Genomic DNA, 23,135 nt, shown 5'->3' with positions numbered 1-23,135 from the left:
GTCCAGATGGTTTCGCTCCATGGACGGCATGGCGGACCTGGGCCCCGCCCTCGGCGGCCGCCGGTCGTGGTCAACCGGCTGGGACCCGCGCCGGAGGGCACCCTGGAGGCGTTCCTCGCGGCACGGAACCCGGCCGCGCACCTGGTGGACCTACCGGTGTCGACCCCGTCGCAGCCCCTGTGAGCGCTCAGACCCCCACGTACTCCCGAAGGTGACGTGCCGTCAGGGTGTCGCCCTTCTCGACCAGTTCCGACGGCGTGCCCTCGAAGACGATCCGGCCGCCGTCGTGACCCGCGCCGGGGCCGAGGTCGATCAGCCAGTCCGCGTGGGCCATGACCGCCTGGTGGTGCTCGATGACGACGACCGTGTTGCCCGCCTCGACGAGACGGTCCAGGAGGGCGAGGAGCTGGTCGACGTCGGCCAGGTGGAGGCCGGTCGTCGGCTCGTCGAGTACGTAGGTCGCGCCCTTCTCCGCCATGTGGATCGCCAGCTTCAGCCGCTGGCGCTCACCGCCCGAAAGGGTGTTGAGGGGCTGGCCGAGCCGGAGGTAGCCGAGGCCGACGTCCTTCAGCCGGCCGAGGATCGTACGGGCCTGGCCCTTGGCGGTGAAGAAGTCGTACGCCTCCTCGATCGACATCGACAGGACCTCGTGGATGTTCTTCCCGTCGAGGGTGTAGGAGAGCACCGCACTCGTGAACCGCTTCCCCTCGCACTCCTCGCAGACCGACGCGACGCCCGCCATCATCGCCAGGTCCGTGTAGACGAGCCCGAGCCCGTTGCACTTCGGGCAGGCTCCCTCCGAGTTGGCGCTGAAGAGAGCCGCCTTGGCCCCGTTGGCCTTGGCGAAGGCGGTACGGATCGGGTTCAGCAGGCCCGTGTACGTCGCCGGGTTCGAGCGCCGCGAGCCGCGGATCGGGGACTGGTCGGCGACGACGACCCCCTCGCGGCCCGGCAGGTTGCCGTGGATGAGCGAGGACTTGCCGGAGCCGGCGACGCCCGTGACGACGGTCAGGACGCCGGTCGGGATCTCGACGCTCACGTTCCGCAGGTTGTGCTGGGCCGCGTCCGTGATGGAGAGCGAGCCCGTGCGGGGCCGTACCTCGGGCCGGAGCTTCGCCCGGTGGGAGAGGTGCGCGCCGGTCAGCGTCCCGGAGGCGCGCAGGCCCGGCACGTCGCCGGAGTAGCAGATCTCGCCGCCTCCCGTACCGGCCCGCGGGCCGAGGTCGACGACGTGGTCGGCGATCTCGATGACCTCCGGCTTGTGCTCGACGACGAGGACCGTGTTGCCCTTGTCGCGCAGCCGCAGCAGCAGGTCGTTCATACGGCGGATGTCGTGCGGGTGCAGCCCGATGGTCGGCTCGTCGAAGACGTACGTGACGTCGGTGAGGGACGAGCCGAGGTGGCGCACCATCTTCACGCGCTGCGCCTCGCCGCCGGAGAGCGTGCCGGAGGCCCGGTCCAGGCTCAGATAGCCGAGCCCGATCTCGACGAGTGATTCGAGCAGTTCGCGCAGGCCGGCGAGGAGCGGGGCGACGGAGGGGTCGTCGATCCGGCGGACGAAGCCGGCGAGGTCGCTGATCTGCATCGCCGAGCACTCGGCGATGTTCACCCCGTCGATACGGGAGGACAGCGCGGCCTGCGTCAGGCGGGTGCCCGCGCAGTCGGGGCAGGTGCGGAAGACGACGGCCCGGTCGACGAAGGCGCGGATGTGGGCCTGCATGGCGTCCCGGTCCTTGACCAGGACGGTCCGCTGGAGCTTCACCACCAGGCCCTCGTAGGTGAAGTTGTTGCTGCCGACCCGCACCTTGCAGGACGGCCTGTGGAGGAAGTCCTCCCACTCCTGCTCGGTGAAGTCCGCGAGCTTCTTGTCGGGGTCGTAGAACCCGGAGCCGGCCATGATCTGCCACATCCAGGAGTCGACGGCGTACCCCGGGACGGTGATGGCGCCCTCGTTGAGGGACTTGGTGCGGTCGACGAGTTCGTCGACGTCGATGTCGGAGATCTGGCCGACCCCCTCGCAGCGCGGGCACATGCCCTCGGGCAGGTTGAAGCTGAAGGCGCCGGAGGTGCCGACGTGCGGGGTGCCGAGGCGGCTGAAGACGATCCGCAGCATCGTGTACGCGTCGGTCGCCGTGCCCACCGTGGAGCGGGAGTTGGCGCCCATCCGCTCCTGGTCGACGACGATCGCCGCGCTCAGGTTGTGCAGGCCGTCCACGTCCGGGCGGCCGAGGGCCGGCATGAAGGACTGGAGGAAGGCGCTGTAGGTCTCGTTGATCAGGCGCTGCGACTCGGCGGCGATGGTGCCGAAGACGAGCGAGGACTTTCCGGAGCCGGAGACGCCGGTGAAGACGGTGAGGCGGCGCTTGGGCAGGTCGACGTCGACGTTCCGCAGGTTGTTCTCGCGGGCCCCGCGGACCTGGATGACGTGGTGGTTGTCCGCTGCGGCGGGGGTGGTCATGGCTGCGCCCTCCGATAGTGGTCCCGTACCCGTGCCACGTTACTCTATACAGCGTACGAAGTAATGAGGAACGAGTCTGACCTGCGAGAATGGACGGCATGGCGAAGGAACGGAGCAGCGGGGCGGGGGATCCGGCGCGGACGTTGGAGCTGTTGTGGCGGGATGCCGCGAGCGCCCCGGCGGGCCGCCGCGGGCCGCGTCAGGGGCTGACGGTCGACGCCGTCGTCGAGGCGGCCGTCGCCCTCGCCGACGAGGGCGGCCTCGACGCGCTCTCCATGCGCGCGGTCGCGCAGCGCCTCGGCGTGACCCCGATGACGCTCTACACGTACGTCCCCGGCAAGGCCGAGCTGCTCGATCTGATGCTGGACCTCGTCTTCCTGCGGATGGAACGGGCCGCCTTCGCGCCGGACGAGCCCTGGCGGGAGCGGGTGAGAGCGGTCGCCGACGGCAACCGCGCGCTCTATCTCCGCCACCCCTGGCTGGCGGAGCTGCGGGTCCACCGGCCACCGCTCGGGCCGGGCGTGATGACGAAGTACGAACACGAACTCGGCGCCTTCGAGGGGCTCGGCCTCGACGACGTGGCCATGGACTCGGCGCTGGCCCACCTCCTGGGCTTCGTGCAGTCCGCCGCCCGTGCGGAGCTGGACGCGCGGGCCGTGGACCGGGAGAGCGCGATGTCCGACCACGAGTGGTGGGACGCCCACGCGCCGCTGCTGGCCCGGATGTTCGACGAGGAGCGCTTCCCGCTGGCGTCGCGGGTGGGGGAGGCGGCGGCCGTCGCGTACCAGGGCATGTACAGCCCCGAGTACGCCTACGGGTTCGGTCTCGCCCGGGTCCTGGACGGGCTCGCGGCGCTCATCCCCCCAGGTGCAGCAGGGCGTTGACCCCGGCCTTCAGCTCGTCGGCGGTGACGTCGCGCTCGACGGTGAGGTGGTGCATCAGGCTCGGCGAGAACGGCGCGAGCAGCATGTGGGCCAGGAGCGCGCTGTCGCCCGCGGGCCGGAGCCGGGAGAGCAGCAGCGTGACGTGGGTGTGCATGGCGAGGTACGCGCCGCTGGTGTAGGTCGCGCTGGGGGCGGCGGCCTGGGCGGCGAGCAGCAGCTCGCGCTGTTCGAGGACCCGGTCGACGAGGGCGTCGAGGAAGGCGTGCAGCCGCTCGTCGTCGGGGGCACCGGGGCCGAGCGGGGGCGGGCCGCCCATGTACGCCTCCTGGAACTGCCGTTCCCGGTCGTCCAGGAGCGCCCACAGGAGCTGGGAGACGTCGCCGAAGCGGCGGTAGACGGTGCCGACGCCCATACCGCTGGCGTGGGCGACCTGGTTCATCGTGACGGCGGCGGGCCCCACCTCGGCGACGAGCCGGGCGGCGGCGTCGAGGATCTTCCGCCGGTTCCGCGCGGCGTCGGCCCGCTCGGGGGCGGCGCGGCCGGAGGTGGGGAGGAGGGGGATCCCGGGGGTGGTGGGGGGTATGGCGATGAGGCTGACGGGCTGGGCGGCGTCCGCGTCGCCTGCGTGCCCGGCCTGCTTGGCGTCGCCCGCGTGCCCGGCCTGCTTGGCGTGCCCGGCCTGGCTGGCCTCCCCGGCCTGCTTGGCGTCGCCGGCGGCGTCCGTGCCGCCCACGTGGCCCGCGTCCTGGGCTCTGTCCGCCCGGGTTTCCTTCGCGCTCATCATGTCCGCCTCCGCCTGCCCTTCGCTCCGAACCCCCTCGGTCGGTCCCTGTCACGAGCATAACGGAGCACTATCCGGTTCTGAGTGTTGCGGACGGCATCGAAGCGGAACCCAGGGCCCCCGCACCCAGGGCCGAAACCCACACGGCGGCCGACCACGGCCGTACCGGCTCGCTCACCCGCTGACCCGCTGACCCGCTCACCCGCTCACCCGCGCAGCTGCGCGTTGAGCCGGGCGGCCTGTCGCGTGAGGTGGTCGCGTTCGGGGATGTTCGGCGCCGATCGGGCGGCCTGGGCGTAGAGCCGGGCCGCGGTCACCGGATCACCGTCACGTTCATGCAGATAGGCCGCGACGGCGGTGTGCCGGGGCAGGGACGGATCGAGCTCCGTCAGGGCGGCCAGGCCGGCCCGCGGGCCGTCGGCCTCGCCGACCGCGACGGCCCGGTTGAGGCGGGCGACGGGGCTGTCGGTGAGGCGCACCAGTTCGTCGTACCACTCGACGATCTGCACCCAGTCGGTCTCCTCGGCCGTCCGGGCGTCGGCGTGGAGCGCGGCGACGGCCGCCTGGGCCTGGAACTCGCCCAGGCGGTCGCGGGCGAGGGCGGCCTGGAGCACCTCGACGCCCTCGGTGATCAGCCGGGTGTTCCACAGGCCGCGGTCCTGCTCGGCCAGCGGCACGAGCCTGCCGTCCGGGCCGGTCCGCGCGGGGCGCCGTGCGTGGTGGAGCAGCATGAGCGCCAGCAGCCCCGCGACCTCCTCGTGGGAGGTCCGGGCCGCCAGCTGGCGGGTGAGCCGGATCGCCTCGGCGGAGAGGTCGACGTCGCCGGAGTAACCCTCGTTGAAGACCAGGTAGAGCACGCGCAGCACCGTGGCGACATCACCGGCCTGGTCGAACCGGACGGCGGAGACGGTCCGCTTGGCCCTGCTGATCCGCTGGGCCATGGTCGCCTCCGGCACGAGGTAGGCCCGCGCGATCTGCCGTGTGGTCAGACCGCCGACCGCGCGCAGCGTGAGCGCGACGGCCGAGGCCGGTGTCAGGGACGGGTGCGCGCACAGAAAGTACAGCGCGAGCGTGTCGTCCACCGTCCCGCCCGGGCCGGGCGGCGGCTCGGCCTCGACCAGCTCCTCCCGCCGCCGCCGGGACGTGTCCGCGCGGACGGCGTCGAGGTACTTCCGCCAGGCCACCGTGACCAGCCAGCCCTTGGGGTCGCGCGGCGGGTCGTCCGGCCACCCGCGCACGGCCTCGACCAGGGCTTCCTGTACGGCGTCCTCGGCCGCCGCGAAGTCGGCTCCGCGACGGACGAGAACACCGATCACCGCCGGCACGAGCTCCCGGAGCAGCGGCTCGTTCACTCGGTGACCGTGGGCTGCACGCCGTAGAACGGGCGCAGTTCGAGCCACTCGTGGATCGGCTTCCCGCCCGCACCCGGAGCCGCGGACAGCTCGCCGGCCAGCTCGACCGCACGCTCGTAGGTCTCGACGTCGATCACCATCCAGCCGGCGATCAGGTCCTTGGTCTCCGCGAACGGGCCGTCGGTGACCGGCGGCCGCCCCTCGCCGTCGTAGCGGACGAAGGTGCCCCCGGGGGAGAGCGCCTGGCTGTCGACGAACTCGCCGGTCTCCTCGAGCCGGGCGGCGAAGTCACGCATGTACTGCAGGTGCGCCGAGACCTCCTCCGGCTCCCACTGGTCCATCGGCACGTCGTTGACCGATGCCGGCGCGCCCCGGTAGTGCTTGAGCAGCAGGTACTTGGCCATGGTGATCTCCCTGGTGAGGTACGGCCCATTGTGGCCGTGTTCGCTCCTGGGACGGAGCCGCGCGCGGGTTCTCGACATCCCTCGACATCCCTCGCGAAATTTTTCCGGCGGACTTCAGGCGGACTTCAAAAGACTCCGCGCTCGGGCCCGCTCGCGCACGTCGGCGGCCCACGGCCACGTGTTCGCGTCCGGCGAGGCCCTGACCGTCAGCGGCCCCGCCGACATCCCGGGTTCCCCTTGCGAAGTGGAAGGCTATCCGCTTAACCTCGGACCACTGAAACGGAAGCAAATCCGGTTAGAGGGAGCTCGTCATGTCCGTCAAGGTCGCTGTCATCTACTACTCGGCCACCGGGAGCGTGCACCACCTCGCCCAGGCCGTCGCCGAAGGCGCCGAGAAGGCCGGCGCGGAGGTCCGGCTGCGTCGCGTGACCGAGCTGGCCCCGGAGGCCGCCATCGACGGCAACCCGGCCTGGCGCGCCCATGTGGAGGCCACCGCGGACATCGAGACCGCCACGCTCGACGACCTGGAGTGGGCCGACGCCTACGCGTTCGGTTCGCCGACCCGGTACGGAAACGTGGCCGCCCAGCTGAAGCAGTTCATCGACACGACCGGCGGCCTGTGGGCCGCCGGCGCCTTCGCGGACAAGCCCGCGACCGCCTTCACCAGCGCCCACAACGTGCACGGCGGCAACGAGTCGACGCTGCTCGCGCTCTACAACACCTTCCACCACTGGGGCTCGGTCATCGTCTCCCCCGGCTTCACCGACGCGTCCGTCTACGCGGCGGGCGGCAACCCCTACGGCACCTCGCACCCGGGCGGCAACGGCGCCCCGGACGAGAACACGCTCCAGGCGGCGCGCTACCAGGGCGAGCGCCTGACGAAGATCGCCAAGCGCCTGAAGGGCCTCGCCACGGACTGACCTCTCTGGACGGCCGCGGCTCAGGGTGCCAGGCGGGCGGCCCTGGTGTTGAGGTAGTGGCGCTCCGGGAGGCTGAGGGTGAGGCGGGCCGCCTCCTGGTAGGCCTCGCGGGCCGCGGGCAGGTCGCCGGTGCGTTCCAGGAGGTGCGCCCGGACGGCGGCGAGGCGGTGGTGGTCCTTCAGCCGGGGCTCCAGGGCGGCGAGTTCGGTGAGTGCCTTCTCCGGGCCGTGTGCCATCGCGACGGCGACCACGCGGCCCAGTTCGGCCATCGGGTCGGGCCAGTCGGCGATCAGGACGTCGTACAGGGCGAGGATCTGCGGCCAGTCCGTGTCCTCCGGCACGCGGGCCTCGTCGTGGAGCGCGGAGATCGCCGCCTGGAGCTGGTACGGACCCGGCGGCCCCTCGGTCAGGGCCTCCTCCACCAGCGCCGTACCCTCCTCGATCGCGGCCCGGTCCCAGAGCGTGCGGTCCTGCTCGTCGAGCGGGATCAGCTCGCCGTGCGGGCCCGTACGGGCGGCGCTGCGGGCCTCCGTGAGCAGCATCAGCGCGAGCAGCCCGGTCACCGTGGCCTCGCGCGGGAGCAGTCTGCGGGCGGCCCGGGTCAGGCGGATCGCCTCCTGGGCCAGGTCGGCCCGGTGGAGGGCCGCGCCGGAGGTGGCGGTGTAGCCCTCGTTGAAGATCAGGTACAGCACATGGAGGACCGCGGCCAGGCGCGTGTCCCGGTCCTCGGGACCGGGAGGATGGAACGGGCGGTCGCGCAGCTTCGCCTTCGCCCGGCTGATCCGCTGGGCGATCGTCGCCTCCGGTACGAGATGGGCCCGGGCGATCTCCGCCGTGGTGAGACCGCCCACCGCGCGCAGCGTCAGTGCGATCCGGCCGGCCGGCGCGAGCACCGGGTCGCAGCAGAGGAAGAGCAGCGTCAGGGTGTCGTCGTCGGACGGCGCCGCCCGGGTCTCGCGGGGTTCGAGGCGCGCGGCCGTCTCCTCCCGCCTGGCCCTCGCCTCGTCCGCCCGCAGCTGGTCCGTCAGCCGCCGCGAGGCCACCCGGATCAGCCAGCCGCGCGGATTGGCGGGCGTCCCGGTCTCGGGCCACTGCCGTGCCGCGGCCAGCAGGGCCTCCTGTACGGCGTCCTCAGCGGCGTCGAAGTGCCCGTACCGGCGTACGAGCGCGCCGAGGACCTGCGGCGCGTGGCGGCGCAGCAGGTCCTCGACCGGCTCCTTCTCCTCCACGCTCAGCCGGCGAGCATCTCGGTCGCGGACCGCTCGTCGATCTGGCGGATCACCACCGGGTACTCCGGCGCCCCGTCGGGCTGCGGGCACCGGGCGACGCGCGCCGCGATCTCCGTGACCCGCTCCAGGCTCGCGCAGTCGAGCACCCAGTAGCCGGCGAGCAGCTCCTTCGTCTCGCTGTACGGCCCGTCGGTGATCACCGGCTGCCCGGCCTTGTCGACGGACACGAACCGGGTCCTGGCCGGCTCGACGAGCCCCTGGGCGTCGACCAGCTCGCCCGACTCCGCGAGGTCGTTGTTGATCGACCCCATGTGCTCGAACATCGCCTTCATGTCCTGCTCGCTCCACCGGGGGCCCTGCCCGGTGGACTTGCCGCTCATGACGTCGTAGTCGGCCTGCGATCCCTGCACCATGACGAGGTACTTCATGACGTTCTCCTTCGGTGGTGGCCTCACCCGTTCCCGGATGCCTTTCACAGGGGACGTCGGAGCCGCGTGCCGATTCTCGACACCTCGCCGGGACAGGGTGCGGTTTTCCCGGGATTCCACCCGGGGGAACCAGAGAAGGCGGCAGGGGGCGTCACCGGCCTGCGGGTTCGGGGCGTCAGCCGCCCGAGAGTTCCCGTTCCAGTGGCGTACGGAATCGGGGCGTCACCCGCACGGCGCCCACCCAGCCGCGCAGCCGTTCCGCCTCCGCCTCGACGGCCGCCTTCGCCTCACGGCCCACACCGCCGACGCCCTCCCCTCCGCCCCCGGTCCCGTCGCCGCCCAGGAACCGGACCGCGATCTCGCCGTCCGGGCGCTGGGCCCAGCCGCCGACGACGCGGCCGTTCCACCACACCGTCGGCCCGATGTTCCCGCTGCGGTCGAAGAGCGCGGCCCTGTGCGCCGGGTCGGTGTACCAGTCGCGGTACTGCCAGCCCATCGCCGTCGGGTCCAGGGCGGGGAGCAGCGCCGCCCACGGCTCGGGGGATACCGACGGGGGATCGACGTCGTCCGGCAGGACATGGCCCGTACCCTCCGCCAGCTCCACCGGCTCCGCGCCGATCGCCGCGAGAGCCTTGCGGACGTCGGTCACCTTCCACCCCGTCCACCACTTCAGGTCCGCCTCGGTCGCGGGACCGGAGGCCGCCAGCCACCGCCGTACGAGTTCGGCGTGGGCGTCCTCGTCGGCCGGATCGGGCTGCCGGGGCGTCGGCGCCCAGCGGAAGCGGCTGGAGGTCCACGCGCCCTGCGGCCGGCCGCGCGCGATCCGGCCCTCCATGCCGAGGACCCGCAACAGCCGGCTGGAGAGCGACTGGGGCCCCTCCTGGCGGGTGCCGACCCCGTACACGTACTGCGCGCGCAGCCGGGGGACGGCCCCGCCCAGCTCGGCCCCGGTGGCCTCGCCCCGTACCGCCAGCTCGGCCAGGAGCAGCCGCTCGGTCTCGGCGAGCCAGGCCTCGTCGTACTCGCTGCCCTTGCGCAGGTCCCTGAGCAGCATGGTGCGCTCCCGGGCGGCGACGTCGCGGGTGGTCGAGGCGTGGACGGCGGGGACGAGGGCGGTCGGGAAGACGAAGAGCGTGTGCCGCATGCCGTGCATACGGGTCAGCGTCCGGTCCTCGTACAGGGCCCGTTCCAGCCCGGCCACCGGACCCTCGGCCCCCCGTTCCTCGGCCAGCCGTGCCCCGACGGCGAGGAACACGCTCGCGGGGTCGGTCGCGTGCAGGGCGACCAGGGCCCCGGCGACCTCTTCCGCACTCGATGCCCGCGCCGCGCCGGCCAGCCGGTGGCGTACGGCCAGCCGGGCCCTTCGTTCGTCGGCGTCGATGCGGCGCCGTGTGTGGGTCCCCATACGGGCAAGCATGGCTCAGCCGCAGCCCCGGAGACGCCCTTTCGAACACGCGGCCGCCGACGGGGGCCGGGGTCTCTCACTCCGCCCGCGCAGGCTCGTGCCGGCCCGCCGCCTTACCCCCCGGCCCCCTCAGCCCGCCGGCTCCTCACCCTGCCGCCTCCTCACCCTGCCGGTTCCTCACCCTGCCGGCTCCTCACCCTCCGGCCCCCTCAGCCCGCCGCGGCGGCGCGGTCGGCGGTCGGGCGGCGGCGGAGGGACGCGTCCGTCAGGGCTTGCGGGCGCCAGACGCCGTCCGCCCGGTAGAGGTCCGTCCCCGGCGGGACGATCTCGTCGATCCGGTCGAGGACGTCGTCGTCGAGGACGAGCGACGCGCCCTTCAGCAGCCCCTCCAGCTGCTCCCCCGTCCGCGGCCCGATGATCACCGAGGTCACCGCCGGGTGCGCCGTGACGAAGGCGAGCGCCAGCTCGGGCAGTGAGCAGCCGATCTCCTCGGCCAGGGCGGCGAGTTGCTCGACCGCGTCGAACTTGGCGGCGTTGCCGGGGAGCGACGGGTCGAAGCGGTGCGGGGTGAGCGCGGGGCGCCCGCCGCTCAGGTCGACCGGCCGTCCCTTGCGGTACTTCCCGCCGAGGAACCCGGAGGCCAGCGGGCTCCAGGTCAGCACGCCCATCCCGTACCGCTGCGCCACCGGCAGCACCGCCGTCTCGATGCCCCGCGCGAGCAGCGAGTACGGAGGCTGCTCGGTCCGGAACCGGCGCAGCCCGCGCCGCTCGGCGACGGCGTGCGCCTCGACGATCTCCTCGGCGGGGAAGGTGGAGCAGCCGAACGCCCGTATCTTGCCCTGCGCCTGGAGGTCGCCGAGGACGGAGAGCGTCTCCTCGATGTTCGTACGGGGGTCGGGCCGGTGAACCTGGTAGAGGTCGATCCAGTCGGTGCCGAGCCGCGTCAGGCTGTCCTCGACGGCCCGGGTGAGCCAGCGCCGGGAGAGCCCGCCGCGTGCGGGGCCCTCGCCCATCGGGAAGTACCCCTTGGTGGCGAGGACGGTCTCGGCGCGGCGGCGCGGGTCGCGCAGGGCCTTGCCGACGATCTCCTCGGACTCGCCGGTGGAGTACATGTCGGCGGTGTCCACGAAGTTGATGCCGTGATCGAGCGCGGCGTGGATGACCCGTACGGAGTCCGCGTGGTCGGGGTTGCCGACGGCGCCGAACATCATGGTGCCGAGGCAGTACGTGCTGACTTCGATCCCGGTCCCGCCGAGTACGCGATGACGCATGTCCCGAACCCCCTGTATGGCATGTGGTCGCGTGCAGTTGTTCGCGCGGCACTCTAGGAGCTGGAGTGGACTCCAGCGCAAGAGCCGACAGTGCCCCGGCCGCCCGTGTGGGCGCCCGCCCGGCCGGCCGCCCGCCCGTCCACCCGCCCGTGCGGCGACGGACAGGCATGTGCCGGAGCGGAGGCGGATCATCCATACCCCGGGTCAGACGAGTTCCTCCGAGGGGGCGAGCAGGGCGTCGGCCACCGCGGTGCGGGCGTAGAGGACGGAGCGGCCGCTGCGGTGCGCGGTGACGAGGCCGGCGTTGCGGAGCGCGGTGAGGTGCTGGGAGACGGCGGCGGCCGACAGGCCGCAGTGGGCGGCGAGTCGGGTGGTGGAGGCCGGGGTGTCGAGCTCGGTGAGGAGCAGGGTCCGGGAGCGGCCGATGACGGCGGCGACGGCGTCGGTCGCGGCGGAGGTGCGCGGCGCCCAGAGGTTGCCGATACCCCGGGCGGGATAGGCGAGTTGGGGCGGGTCCGGGGCGACCGCGCGGGTCAGGACGCGCGGCCAGGCGAACGCCGAGGGGACGAGCAGCAGCCCGGAGCCGGCCTTGTCGCGGGTCAGCGCGCAGTGACGGCGGACCAGGTGCAGGGTGCCGTCGTCCCACCGTACGGTCTCGTGGAGTTCGCTCAGGACGCGCGCCGATCCGTGTTCGGCGACCTGCCGGGCGCGGTGGAAGACATCGGCCTCGAGGAGCTGACGGATGCGGGCCCAGTAGGGGGCGAGGGCGAGTTCCCAGTACGTCTCGATCTCGGCGACGACCTTCTCCAGGGCCTCCTCGGGGGCCTCGCGCAGCAGCCGCAGCCGGGGTGAGGGGCGGTGCCCGGCCGCCGGCTCCTTGGAGCGGAGGATGTCCAGGTCCTTGCGCACCTGGGCGGGGGCAGCGGCGCGGATCGCGTCGAGTTCGGCGGCGAGGGCGGGGAAGGGGGTGGCGGGGGTGGGGTTGAGGAAGTCGGCGAGAAAGCCGTGGCCCGGGACGAGTTCGGCCAGCCAGCCCCTGTCGAGGCCGGCCTGCGCGAGCCGAGGTCGTACCTGAGCGGCCCAACGGCGGTGCAGGGTCGGCTCGTTGGGGGCTCTGAGGAGGCGGAAGCTGGTGACGACCTCCCACATGGGGGAGACCGCGAACCGCGTCTGCGCCAGATCCGCGGCTGAGAAACTGAGTCCGGACTCGATCTCCACCCTGCCTCCGAACCGTAGATGGATTCGGTCTGAGCTTAATCAATGGATGGCACGGGTGTCCCGGGCGCATGGTCCTCGCATGTTCTCCTCCTTCCGCGGACTCCCGCCCACCGTGTGGACCGTCTTCGCCGGCACGGTCGTCAACCGGCTCGGCTACATGGTCACGCCCTTCCTCGTCTTCTTCCTCGCCGCGCGCGATGTCACGGGGCCCGAGACGACGTACGTCCTCGGCGCCCTGGGCGCGGGCAACCTGCTCGGCCCGGCGGTCGGCGGCGTCCTCGCCGACCGCGTCGGCCGCCGCCCGACGATGCTCCTCGGTCTCGTCGGCTCGGCGGCGGCGCAGGGCGCGCTCTTCGTGGCGCCGGGCGTGTGGACGATGGCCGCGGCGGCGCTGCTGATCAGCGCGATGGGCGCGCTGGTCGGCCCGGCCGCGTACGCACTGATGGCCGACGCCGTCGACGCGGAGCGCAGGCAGCGCGCGTACGCCCTGTTCGGCTGGGGCGTGAACATCGGTACGGCGGTGGCCGGCGTGCTCGGCGGCTTCCTGGCGGCGCGGGGCTACTGGCTGCTCTTCGCGGTCGACGCGGGCACGATGCTGATCTACGCGGTGGTGGTCGCGACGCGACTGCGCGAGCCGCGGCGCGCGAAGGCGACGGCCGGGGGCGAGAAGGACGGCATCGGCTACGGAGTGGTGTTCCGGGACCGGCTGGCCCTCGCGCTCCTGCCCCTCTTCGGCATCCAGCTCTTCGTCTACTCCCTCACGGAGGTCGCCCTGCCGCTCGCCGTCCACGACAGCGGTCTCTCACCGGCGGTGTACGGGACGATGGCGGCGGTCAACGCGGTCCTGGTGGTCGCGCTCCAGCCGCTGGTCACGGCCTGGCTGGCACGTCTGCCCCAGCTCAGGGTCCAGTGCGCGGGCAGCGTGCTGATCGCGGCGGGCGTGGCGATGACGGGCCTCGCGGACGGCGTGGTGGGCTTCACGGTCTCGGTGGTCGTCTGGTCCCTGGGCGAGGTGTGCGTGGCGGGCATCGCCGCGTCGGTGGTGGCCAACCTGGCCCCGCCCCACGCCCGCGGCCGCTACCAGGGCGCGTTCAGCTGGACCTGGGGCATGGCCCGCTTCGCCGCCCTGACCCTGGGAGTAACCCTCTACACGAGCGCCGGCCCGTCGACCCTCTGGTGGGCAGCCCTGGCCTCGGGCCTGACAGCAGCGACGGCGACCCTGGCCCTGACACGCCGAGTATCCGCCCGCACGGCACACGCACTGGCGGCGTGAGGGCGGCGGGGGCAGTCGGGCGAGGAGGGGCCCGGGCCCGATCGGCGGGGGCCCGGGCCCCGGTCGAGGGGGCCGCCGGTCAATCGCGCCGGATGTGCTCGGGATCGATGTGGCGCTGTACGAGGGGCAGCGAGGCGAGCGCGGCGGCGATCAGCACGCCGAGACAGCAGACGAGCAACAACGGCAAACCACTCCAGTCCCAGTGAACGGCTCCGCCCCCGGTGATCAGATAACTCGACTCGGCCAACCACCCGGTGACGACGGCGGCCCCGAGCCCGAGGGCAAGCGGCAGAACGACCTGCGCACACTGCACCCCCCGCAGGGTCGCGGCCCTGGCCCCGAGCAGAGCGAGCGCGGCAACCTGCCCACGCCGCTCCATGGCCCGATCGGCAACGGACACGACGAAGGCGGCAACGCTGATGACGAGCCCCAGAACCATGCCGGCGGCGAGGAGGCTACGGATGACGATGAGTTGAGCAAGGGAGTCGACAACGATGCCGACGGGCTCGACGTCGGCGAGAGGGGCGATGGTGCCGATGGCGTCGAGCGTGGTGCGGATGGCCTCGGGATCCGCAGAGCTGAGGAGTACGAGCGTGGAGTGAGCCGGGAGCTCGTCAGCGGGGATGAGGGAAGGGGGGATCAGTACGTCTGCCCCAAAGGCCGAGGGGTCGAACGTCGTTACGCTCACCTGTTTCCTGGGGACGGTGACTCTGACTACCCGGCTCTTGATGTGGAACGGGAAGCTGAGGCCGGGCTGCGCGTGCTCGTTCGTCGAGAGCGTCGCATCGCGCAGTCGGAGAACCTGTCCGTCGACGCAGCCACTCGACCACTCGACGAAAGACTTCAGCTGGGCACAGGTGGCGACCACGGCGCGCAGCGAAGGCTGGCGGAAGCCGTCGGGGGGTACCCAGGAGGAAAGGGTGGCCGCGTGGGCCCGTACGCCTTCGGCTCCGATCATTCCGTTGGCCTGCTCCGCCGTGAGTTCCTCGCGGGCCAAGTTGTACTCCTGAACCGGTGCCGTACGCCGACTGACCTGGTCGAGCTCGACCAGCACCCCCTGGGTCAGAGAGGTGGCGAAGATCAGGAGCACGAGCCCGGTGACCACGCGCATGGAAGCACCCGGCTCTACTTCGGCACGGCGCATCGCGAGCGCTAGTGGGAGGGACCGCGTCACGCCTGCGAGCCGTCGCGCGAGCCACATCGTGATCGGCGGCAGCCCGAGAACCAGACCTGCTCCAGTGAGCAGGACAGCGCCGGGAACGAGAAGGGAGTTGGCGGAGCCACCGGACGGATCCTTCCCCAGCACACTGAGCGTGCAGTAGCCGCCGATGACCCCGAGCCCGGGGAGCAGGAGCAGCGTTCCGTACATCCGGGGCAGCTTGGGTTCCGCGGTGCGTCTGACGTTGAGCGGGGTAAGGGCGGCTGCGCGGGCGCTGTGCCGTCCGACGAACCAGGCGAGGGCCGGGCAGAGGATCAGGCAGGCGGCGAGCGTGGTGGCCTCGGGGCGCCCGTCGGCGGGGTACCAATGGAGACCAGGCAGGCCGACCCTCGCCATGACCTCGTTGAAGACGAGATAGCCTCCCACACCGAGCAGCGCGCCTAGGAAGGCAGCCGACACCGTCTCACCGGCGTTGACCCGCAGGGTGTCCTTGACACTCATACCTACGAGCCGCAGCGCCGCGAGCCTGCGGGCGCGGGATTCGGCGGAGAGCCGGGCGCACACCGAGAGGAAGACGGCGAGTGGCAGTAGGACGACGCAGGCGAGCGTGAACCGAAGGATGTCGAGGGTGGACGAATCCACCACCGTGTACGGCGGCCACCTCCCGCCGTAGTAATCCACCTCTCGGGCCTCATGCAGGTGATCCCGTGTGCTGCCGACGTATGCGAAGAGCTCGTCCGGTCCGGTCAGGCCCGCCGGCCCGATCGTCCCGGTCACCCTCCCGGGCAGCAGCCCTGCCAGGGCGGGACGCTGCGCCAGTTCGTCCCGTAGCCGGGGTGACAGGAGCACCTCGCCGGGTGCAGGAAGGTGATCCACGCCAGGAGGGAGCGGGGTCGGACCGGAAGGCGGTCGGGCGACGAAGACCCGGCGGAGCGGCTGGGATCCGTACGAGTCCACAAGCGGGGCCATGACGAAGGTGTTGGACGGCGCCGGCGGATGTTCCGCTTCGAGCACCACCTGCGGACTGCGAGCGGCGGCTCGATTGTCGTGGGCGGCGAGGATGGCCGGAATGGTGAGAACAGCGGCCAGACAGGCGACCCCGAGCGCGCAGCCGAACGTCATCAACATGAAGCGGACTTGGCTCCTGCGTCCGCCACGCCACAACAGCCGCATCCCGAGCAGGAAAGGGTTCATTTCAGGAGCCCGTCGGTCATCGTGTACCGGCTGTCGGCGTGCTCGGCCACCGCAACGTCGTGCGTGACGACGACCACGGCGGTGCCTTGATCCCGTGCGAGCCGCAGGAACTCCTCCAGTACGGCAGAGGCATTGACGCTGTCGAGCGCGCCGGTCGGCTCATCGGCGAACACCACGTCCGGCCGGTGGACGAGAGCCCGGGCGACGGCGACCCGCTGGCTCTGTCCGCCGGAGAGCTGGGAGGTTCTCCGTTGCAGGAGCTCGGTCATCCCGAGCCGCCCGAGAACCTCCCCGGCGGCCTCGTGAGCGGGCGCCTTGCGCTGGCCGGCGAGACGCAACGGAAGCGCGGCGTTCTCCTCGACCGTCAACTCGGGCAACAACTCCCCGTACTGGAAGACGAATCCGAACCGTTCTCGCCGCAGGGTGCTCAGTTCGTCGTCGGTGAGTGCCGAGAACTTGGTTCCGTCGAACGAGACGGTGCCGTTCGTCGGGGCCAGCACCCCGGCCAGGCAGTACAGCAGCGACGACTTTCCGGAGCCACTGCTCCCCATGATGGCCGTCACCTCCCCGCGCCTCAGCGAGAAGTCCGCACCGCTGACCGCTTGGTGCGTCCCGTAGAAGAGATCCACGCCCTCGGCGCGGAGAATGGCGTTCATAGTGGTGCGACTCCTGGGTGCAGTGGCTGGCGACTACGAGCGCTGGTACGACTTGAGGTGCGAGCAGTTGTCAGGCCGCAGGGACCCTCGATCGCGACAGACGCGAATGTCCGCAGTGCGCGTGTATTGGGCCGCGCCGTCGTAGACCACCTTGTCCAGAGCGACGGTCCTTTTCTGCGTGCCGTTGAAACGGTTCCAGCTGTAGCCCTCGACCTTGGCCTGCACGTACACGTTGTGCCCGTCCTCGGGCTTCCTGTCGACGAGGTCGCCCTTGAAGTGGAAGCCGCCGTGGTTCCTGCCCCTTGGCTCCCAGGTGTAGGACCAGTCCGTGAACCACGCACCAGTGGTCGTGAGGGCGCCTGGGTGGCGCCATGAATCGGCCGCGGCAGCCCCCGCCCCGCCCAGGAACAACCCCATCGCCACAGCCACCGTCATCAACTTCCGCATGCTTCCTCCAACTTGAGAGCACCCCTAAACGGGCGTTGCGGAGAGTGTTGCAGCGATCACGGAGTGCATGTCCGGGCGGAACGTCTCTGCCGTCACGGACCCCTCGAACCGGTGACATCACCACACGAGTCGGACCATCGACCGGCCGCAAAAATGCCGAGGAACCGGACTCAGCCCGTCAACGCCGCCACCGCTAGGAGTGATCACCGGTGTGACGGCGCGAGCCGGGCGCCGTCCCGCGGCCGGGGAAACGCGATTGCCTGTCGGAGTCGGGCGGGCGAGGTTCCCATGGCCAATCGGCGGTGCGTCTTCGTGCCCGCGCTGTGCCTCCCGGAGAGGAAGCCGGCCTTGCGCGACGGGAGCGGGCGTCCCGGTCTACGTACGTGCCCAGCCGAGGGAGCGGCCGCGCCGGCCGGCGCATGTGGGTCTCGTCCGACGACCGCGCGCCGTGGCAGGAGCTGATCGACGAGAAGGCGCCCCTACCGACGGTCCCGGAACCGCGCTGGGATGCCCGCCGGCTGTGGCCAGTTGCTGCGGCGCTACGGACGGAACGCCATCCCGTACTGCCGCGCGTGCAGGACCGTCGGGATGCCCCCGCCCGGACGAGGGCGAATGAGGGTTCAGGATCGTGCTGACCTCAGTTCAGCGCCGACCACCAGGCCGGGGACAGGCTGATGGTCCGGACGTCACCTGGCTGCGGTTCGATGGTGTCGTTCGGATCCACCACGCTGTATCCGTAGGGATCGGGGTCGCCGGCGACGAGGATCCTCGCGCCGGACTCGGGCACCGCGGTACCGCGTCGCCTCCCACTCGACGGGTTGGCCGCCGATACCGGCTCCCAGCACGTCGCAACGGGTGGCGACATGGGCGTAAAAATCGAGGTCGGACCTCTACGTCTTCTCCGTCGCGTCGATCAGCCCGGACGGGTCGTGGCCCCCTGGAGGGGCCGGTCCGGCGCTCCCACTTTGACCCGGGCTCGGCGGCGGGCGGTAGGCGGGAACTGCAACCACGCACGAAGAAGGGCCCCACCGCAAGCGGTGGGGCCCTTCGACATCGTGCCCGGTGGGGCACTGGCGGAGGATACGAGATTCGAACTCGTGTGGGGTTGTCCCCAACTCGCTCTCCAACTGTCCGCAGGGTCGTTCCTGGGCCCTGATTTCGACGCCTGATAGGCCGTGCACGGTGCTTCAGCAAGCCGGTGCCCCGACTTCCGCAGTGGGTCTGCGGGGACGGGACACCACCTGCGCGGCCTGCTGACCGCCTACCAAGTCCTGGAGCCCCGGGATGAACTCGCGGTGCAACACCCGGATCGCGCGCAGGCACCCAGCCGGACAGGTCATCGTCAGGATCGTGCAAGGTCATGGCGGCTTGTCTGCCTGGCACTCTCCACGCAGCATCGCTCGTGGTCAGTCTGGCCAGATAACCCGCGCGGTCCGTCGGTCCCCTCGAGCACGGGCTGATTGTCCCGTCTCAATGGACCTTGACCGGGCTCACCTACGTTTGACGACAGCCCTGTTCGTCTCATCGGTCATCAAGGCCGGCTTGGCGATTCTTGATCAACTTTGGGTAGTGTTCGGCTCGCCGCAGACGCGGAACGTATGACACGGGGGAGCAGGGTAATGGCGATGAGGCGCTGGGCGAAGCGGACGGCCGTCGGAGTGGTGGGAGTGCCGGTGGCGCTCGCAGTGGTGGCCTGTGCCGGGGGGAAGTCCCTGGAGGAGGCGGCGAAGGGCACCTGGGATTGCACGATCTCCCAGGGGAGTCTGGCGTTCTCCGGGACTGTGACTGTCGGGGACGGGACGTACCAGGTGAGCCAGGGCGGAGGCGATGGCAGCTCCGGGACGTGGACGCTGTCCGGCGGCAAGCTTGAGGTCAAGGGCGACGACGGCCCGTACCAGGTGAACGGCGTGCCCGGCGAGGTGGACGAGCTCATGGGTATGGAGTTCGGCGAAGACGGCAGTGAAGAGTTGTCCCCGTGGAGCGTGGGGTGGAAGGGCGACACTGTCACCTTCCCCTACCACGGCGCCAAAGTCGCTTGTCAGAAGATGTAGTTCCGTTCCGTTGCGGGTGAACTGGCGCCGTGGCGGCTGGCCGGCGGGGCGAAAGGCGTGTGCCTGCTGTCAGCAGGACTCGACCGGCGCCCACGCCGAGAAGCCCAGTGCCGCCGTACAGAGAACCGCACGACAGGTGTTGGCGCGGACGCATCGGCGCTCGCATCCGACGGCCGGACGACCAGAGCGGTGGTGGACGTAGCGGGCTTTGGTGCCGGTTCCGATGCGGACGGCGGTGCCGTCGTCGGTCCACGTCTTGAGCCACACGACGACCGTCTGCCGGGAGGTGCCGTGCGCGTCGGCGAGGGCCCGCGCGATGGCGGAGGCCCCGGTCCCGTCCGGCCCGGAGGCGAGGAACAGGGCGAGCGCGGCGGTGCGCGCGGCGTTGTCCTCGTCGCGGAGCGCGCACAGGTTCAGCCCGTCCGCCGCCGGCGGCTGCTCACCACCGACTCTGTCCCGTTCGGGGGTGGTGGCGAACTGGGCGTCGATCTGCTCGCGGAACTGCCGTGCGAGCGCGTCCGCTTCGGATTCGACCGCGGGAGGCTGCTCGGTGCGGAGGGCGGACAGGTTCAGCCCGCCCGAGGTGCCGGCCGTTGCGGGAGGCGTCTCCGCAGTGGGCATGCGGTCGTGCATGCAGGCGATGCGGACTGAGTCCCAGCGGCGGGCGTAGTCCGGCCCGTCGGTTCCTGCTCTCAGCAAGCCACCCAGGGCTCTTCCTGGGGGTGGGGACGACAAGCGACAAGCGGTCATGCTCCGGGTGCGTGGGCCGGCTACTGCCCCAAGCGCGAGCAGGTACGGCGGGAGACCAAGTACACCAAGTCACGGGCGGGCCGCCGCGCCGTGCCGCTGCCCGGGCCGTTGGTCGTGATGCTCCGTGCCCACAGGGAGGCACAAGCCCTGGAGCGGGCGGCGGCGGGAAACCTGTGGACCGCCTCGGACTACGTGTTCACCAAGCCGCTCGGTGGCCCGCTCAGCCCGAACACGGACTTCCACGACTGGAAGAAGCTGCTGGGCGACGCGAAGGTGCGTGACGCGCGTCTGCACGCTGCCCGGCACACGGCCGCAACCGTACTCATGCTGCTCGGCGTCCCGGACCGCGTCATCGACCAGATCATGGGGTGGGAGCCCGGTACGTCCTCCCGGATGCGGGCGCGGTATCTCCACGTGCCGGACGCCATGCTGAAGGACGTGGCTCGGAAGATCGCTGATGCCATCTGGGGAGCCCCGGAAGCAACCGCTGTGGACAAAGACTCAGGACAACGAGGTCTGAGGAACGAAGAAGGGCCCCACCGCGAACGGTGGGGCCCTTCGACATCGTGCCCGGTGAGGCACTGGCGGAGGATACGAGATTCGAACTCGTGAGGGGTTGCCCCCAACACGCTTTCCAAGCGTGCGCCCTAGGCCACTAGGCGAATCCTCCGCCGCAAACAATACAAGACGTTGAGGGGTGCTCGCGAACGTGATCCACACGAGCTTCCCGTGATCGGACCGCGAGCGGATGGGGGGACCGTGGGGCCCCTGGGATCAGGTACCCTTGGCGGAGCCCCTCACGTGGCGCTATCTGACTGAACTCCCCCAGGGCCGGAAGGCAGCAAGGGTAGGTTGGCTCTGGCGGGTGCGTGGGGGGCGCTTGCGTTTCCGGGGGCCGCCGCTGGAACCCAGCGCCGCTGCCGCGCCCCAGGTCCCCGCGCCCCAGGCCCCCAGGCCCCAGGTCCCCAGCCCCCAGCCTCCTCAGCTTCCGTCGTGCCCGGGTTGTCGGTGCGCGCCTATAACCTCGTATACGTGTCGTCTCTCGCGCTGTACCGCCGCTACCGCCCCGAGTCCTTCGCCGAGGTCATCGGGCAGGAGCATGTCACCGACCCGTTGCAGCAGGCCCTGCGGAACAACCGGGTCAATCACGCGTACCTGTTCAGCGGACCCCGTGGCTGCGGCAAGACGACCAGCGCGCGCATTCTCGCCCGCTGTCTGAACTGTGAGCAGGGTCCCACTCCCACGCCCTGCGGTGAGTGCCAGTCCTGCCGTGACCTGGCGCGGAACGGGCCGGGTTCGATCGACGTCATCGAGATCGACGCCGCCTCCCACGGTGGTGTGGACGACGCCCGTGACCTGCGGGAAAAGGCATTCTTCGGGCCCGCCTCCAGCCGGTACAAGATCTACATCATCGACGAGGCGCACATGGTCACCTCGGCGGGCTTCAACGCCCTGCTGAAGGTGGTCGAGGAGCCGCCGGAGCACCTCAAGTTCATCTTCGCCACGACGGAGCCCGAGAAGGTCATCGGGACCATCCGCTCCCGGACGCACCACTACCCCTTCCGTCTCGTGCCGCCCGGCACTCTGCGGGAGTACCTGGGCGAGGTCTGCGGGCGGGAGGGCATCCCCGTCGCGGACGGTGTGCTGCCGCTCGTCGTGCGCGCCGGTGCCGGGTCCGTGCGTGACTCGATGTCCGTGATGGACCAGCTGCTGGCCGGCGCCGCCGACGACGGTGTGACATACGCCATGGCGACCTCTCTTCTCGGGTACACGGACGGGTCCCTGCTCGACTCGGTCGTGGACGCCTTCGCCGCCGGTGACGGCGGAGCGGCCTTCGAGGTCGTGGACCGGGTCATCGAGGGCGGCAACGATCCCCGGCGCTTCGTCGCCGACCTTCTGGAGCGGCTGCGCGACCTCGTGATCCTCGCCGCCGTGCCGGACGCCGCCGAGAAGGGGCTCATCGACGCTCCCGTGGACGTCGTGGAGCGCATGCAGGCGCAGGCGTCCGTGTTCGGCGCCGCCGAGCTCAGCCGGGCGGCCGACCTCGTCAACTCGGGACTGACCGAGATGCGCGGGGCCACCTCGCCCCGGCTGCAGCTGGAGCTGATCTGCGCGCGTGTGCTGCTGCCCGCCGCCTTCGACGACGAGCGGTCGCTCCAGGCCCGGATCGAGCGGCTCGAGCGCGCCCCCGCGACCGCCCCCGCGGCCGTCTTCTCCGGCGGCTCGCCCGCGCCCGCCATGGGGTACGTGCCCGGGCCCGAGGCCCACACGCCGATGGCCCCGCCCCCGCCCGCCCCGGCCCCGCAGGCTCCCGCGCCCACCCCCGTACAGCAGCCTGCCCCCGTGCAGCAGCCCACCCCTGTACAGCAGCCCACCCCCGTACAGCAGCCCGCGCAGCCGGAGAGCGCGCCGCGCCCCGGGGCCTGGCCCGGGGCCGCGACGCCCGGCGCCCCCGCGGCACCCGCCCCCGGAGCCTGGCCGGGCGCCGCCTCCGCCCCCGCGCCCCAGGCGGCCGCCCCCGTGCCGCAGGCCGCCGCCGCCCCGGCACCGGCCGCCCCCGCCGGCGACATGGCCCAGGGCGCCGCCCAGGTGCGGAACATGTGGCCGTCGATCCTCGACGCCGTCAAGAACCGGCGCCGCTTCACCTGGATCCTGCTCAGCCAGAACGCCCAGATCGCCGGGTTCGACGGCACCACCGTCCAGCTCGGCTTCCTGAACGCCGGTGCCCGCGACAACTTCGCGAGCAGCGGCAGCGAGGACGTCCTGCGCCAGGTCCTGGCCGACCAGTTCAACGTGCAGTGGAAGATCGAGGCGATCATCGACCCCTCGGGCGGCGCCACCCCGCCGCCCGCCGCGACCGGCTTCGGCGGCGGCCGCCCGCCCGCCCCCCAGCAGTGGGCCCCGTCACAGCCGAACCAGCAGAGTCAGCAAGGCCAGCAGAGCCAGCAAGGGCAGCAAGGGCAGCAGGGGCAGCAGGGGCATCAAAGCCCGCAGGGGCAGCAGACGCAGCCGGGTCGGGGCCACCAGAACCCTGCCTCCCCGCCCGTCCAGCAGACTTCCGCGCAGCAGCCCGCCGCGCCCGTGCACCACGCGCCGCCGCCCGTGGCGCCCGAGGACGACGTGCCGGAGGAGGACGATCCGGACCTCGTCGACTCCGCCCTCTCCGGCCACGACCTGATCGTGCGCGAGCTCGGAGCCACGGTTGTGGAGGAATACACGAACGAGTAGGGACGTCTCGCTCGGTGGCCCGCACAA

19 protein-coding genes, 1 tRNA gene, 1 other RNA gene and 1 pseudogene are annotated in these 23,135 nt (G+C 71.7%); 7 read left to right on the top strand and 15 right to left on the bottom strand.

The annotated features are described in order from the left end of the window. Positions 1-187: 187 nt before the first annotated feature. Complete coding sequence (locus M5362_RS29435) at positions 188-2,458, bottom strand: excinuclease ABC subunit UvrA (RefSeq protein ID WP_260230854.1); 2,271 nt, start codon at positions 2,456-2,458, stop codon at positions 188-190. Positions 2,459-2,556: 98 nt separating this feature from the next. On the opposite strand from M5362_RS29435, the gene M5362_RS29430 reads away from it, so the two are divergent. Then, complete coding sequence (locus M5362_RS29430) at positions 2,557-3,342, top strand: TetR/AcrR family transcriptional regulator (RefSeq protein ID WP_260230853.1); 786 nt, start codon at positions 2,557-2,559, stop codon at positions 3,340-3,342. Here M5362_RS29430 and M5362_RS29425 read toward each other — a convergent pair. From M5362_RS29425 to M5362_RS29415, 3 genes are all read right to left on the bottom strand, one after another. Next, positions 3,314-4,123, bottom strand: a complete 810-nt coding sequence (locus M5362_RS29425) for a TetR/AcrR family transcriptional regulator (protein WP_308354921.1) — start codon at positions 4,121-4,123, stop codon at positions 3,314-3,316. The two genes, M5362_RS29430 and M5362_RS29425, sit on opposite strands and share 29 nt — an antisense overlap. Before the next feature lie 206 nt (positions 4,124-4,329). Then, positions 4,330-5,475 (bottom strand): RNA polymerase sigma factor, encoded by a 1,146-nt coding sequence (locus tag M5362_RS29420; RefSeq protein ID WP_260230852.1) that lies wholly within the window; start codon positions 5,473-5,475, stop codon positions 4,330-4,332. After that, entirely contained in the window at positions 5,472-5,879 is a 408-nt protein-coding gene (locus M5362_RS29415; protein WP_260230851.1) for a YciI family protein, read from the bottom strand. Before M5362_RS29415 ends, M5362_RS29420 begins: the two co-directional genes overlap by 4 nt. Before the next feature lie 311 nt (positions 5,880-6,190). Between M5362_RS29415 and wrbA the strand changes: the two genes are divergently transcribed. Beyond that, the gene (gene wrbA / locus M5362_RS29410; RefSeq protein WP_260230850.1) at positions 6,191-6,799 is read left to right on the top strand and encodes an NAD(P)H:quinone oxidoreductase; all 609 of its coding nucleotides are present in this window, start codon (positions 6,191-6,193) and stop codon (positions 6,797-6,799) included. A 20-nt stretch (positions 6,800-6,819) separates the two neighbouring features. On the opposite strand, the gene M5362_RS29405 is transcribed toward wrbA, so the two are convergent. From M5362_RS29405 to M5362_RS29385, 5 genes are all read right to left on the bottom strand, one after another. Continuing rightward, positions 6,820-8,028 carry an RNA polymerase sigma factor gene (locus M5362_RS29405; protein WP_260230849.1) on the bottom strand — a complete coding sequence of 403 codons (1,209 nt, stop codon included), beginning with the start codon at positions 8,026-8,028 and terminating at the stop codon, positions 6,820-6,822. Between the two features lie 2 nt (positions 8,029-8,030). Beyond that, positions 8,031-8,456, bottom strand: coding sequence for a YciI family protein (locus M5362_RS29400; RefSeq protein WP_260230848.1), 426 nt, complete (start codon positions 8,454-8,456; stop codon positions 8,031-8,033). Between the two features lie 175 nt (positions 8,457-8,631). Beyond that, a complete protein-coding gene (locus M5362_RS29395) occupies positions 8,632-9,861 on the bottom strand; it encodes a winged helix DNA-binding domain-containing protein (RefSeq protein ID WP_260230847.1) in 1,230 nt (409 codons plus the stop codon). A 209-nt stretch (positions 9,862-10,070) separates the two neighbouring features. Further along, on the bottom strand, positions 10,071-11,132 hold the full coding sequence (locus M5362_RS29390) for an aldo/keto reductase (RefSeq protein WP_260230846.1): 1,062 nt from the start codon (positions 11,130-11,132) through the stop codon (positions 10,071-10,073). 204 nt (positions 11,133-11,336) lie between these two features. Next, on the bottom strand, positions 11,337-12,344 hold the full coding sequence (locus M5362_RS29385) for a helix-turn-helix domain-containing protein (protein ID WP_260230900.1): 1,008 nt from the start codon (positions 12,342-12,344) through the stop codon (positions 11,337-11,339). A gap of 85 nt (positions 12,345-12,429) precedes the next feature. On the opposite strand from M5362_RS29385, the gene M5362_RS29380 reads away from it, so the two are divergent. After that, positions 12,430-13,623, top strand: coding sequence for an MFS transporter (locus tag M5362_RS29380; protein WP_260230845.1), 1,194 nt, complete (start codon positions 12,430-12,432; stop codon positions 13,621-13,623). A 79-nt stretch (positions 13,624-13,702) separates the two neighbouring features. Here the strand turns inward: M5362_RS29380 and M5362_RS29375 are convergent, their stop codons facing one another. The 4 genes from M5362_RS29375 to M5362_RS29360 all read right to left on the bottom strand — a co-directional run bounded on the left by M5362_RS29375 (position 13,703) and on the right by M5362_RS29360 (position 17,866). Continuing rightward, positions 13,703-15,976, bottom strand: a complete 2,274-nt coding sequence (locus M5362_RS29375; protein WP_260230844.1) for an FtsX-like permease family protein — start codon at positions 15,974-15,976, stop codon at positions 13,703-13,705. After that, a complete protein-coding gene (locus M5362_RS29370) occupies positions 15,973-16,632 on the bottom strand; it encodes an ABC transporter ATP-binding protein (RefSeq protein ID WP_260230843.1) in 660 nt (219 codons plus the stop codon). The genes M5362_RS29375 and M5362_RS29370 overlap by 4 nt, the downstream gene beginning before the upstream one ends. 33 nt (positions 16,633-16,665) lie before the next feature. Then, on the bottom strand, positions 16,666-17,079 hold the full coding sequence (locus tag M5362_RS29365; RefSeq protein ID WP_260230842.1) for a hypothetical protein: 414 nt from the start codon (positions 17,077-17,079) through the stop codon (positions 16,666-16,668). 637 nt (positions 17,080-17,716) lie between these two features. Further along, a complete protein-coding gene (locus tag M5362_RS29360) occupies positions 17,717-17,866 on the bottom strand; it encodes a hypothetical protein (protein ID WP_260230841.1) in 150 nt (49 codons plus the stop codon). Positions 17,867-18,698: 832 nt separating this feature from the next. Here M5362_RS29360 and M5362_RS29355 point away from each other — a divergent pair. Then, on the top strand, positions 18,699-19,130 hold the full coding sequence (locus M5362_RS29355; RefSeq protein ID WP_260230840.1) for a hypothetical protein: 432 nt from the start codon (positions 18,699-18,701) through the stop codon (positions 19,128-19,130). Between the two features lie 69 nt (positions 19,131-19,199). Here M5362_RS29355 and M5362_RS29350 read toward each other — a convergent pair whose 3' ends face one another. Continuing rightward, positions 19,200-19,751, bottom strand: coding sequence for a hypothetical protein (locus M5362_RS29350; protein WP_308354920.1), 552 nt, complete (start codon positions 19,749-19,751; stop codon positions 19,200-19,202). A 135-nt stretch (positions 19,752-19,886) separates the two neighbouring features. Here M5362_RS29350 and M5362_RS29345 point away from each other — a divergent pair. Beyond that, positions 19,887-20,381 (top strand): annotated as a pseudogene (locus tag M5362_RS29345) (tyrosine-type recombinase/integrase); the annotation flags it as partial. An 81-nt stretch (positions 20,382-20,462) separates the two neighbouring features. On the opposite strand, the gene M5362_RS29340 reads toward M5362_RS29345, so the two are convergent. Beyond that, positions 20,463-20,550, bottom strand: a tRNA-Ser gene (locus tag M5362_RS29340). Positions 20,551-20,668: 118 nt separating this feature from the next. Between M5362_RS29340 and ffs the strand changes: the two genes are divergently transcribed. Both ffs and M5362_RS29330 read left to right on the top strand, forming a co-directional pair. Continuing rightward, an RNA gene (gene ffs / locus M5362_RS29335) (signal recognition particle sRNA small type) lies at positions 20,669-20,767 on the top strand. A gap of 145 nt (positions 20,768-20,912) precedes the next feature. Further along, the gene (locus M5362_RS29330; RefSeq protein ID WP_260230839.1) at positions 20,913-23,108 is read left to right on the top strand and encodes a DNA polymerase III subunit gamma and tau; all 2,196 of its coding nucleotides are present in this window, start codon (positions 20,913-20,915) and stop codon (positions 23,106-23,108) included. Positions 23,109-23,135: the final 27 nt, after the last annotated feature.

It is taken from the genome of Streptomyces sp. Je 1-79 (assembly GCF_025195125.1).
Taxonomy (GTDB): domain Bacteria; phylum Actinomycetota; class Actinomycetes; order Streptomycetales; family Streptomycetaceae; genus Streptomyces.
Note: the sequence above shows the minus strand (reverse complement) of the source record. Positions and strands in the feature narration are given on the sequence as shown.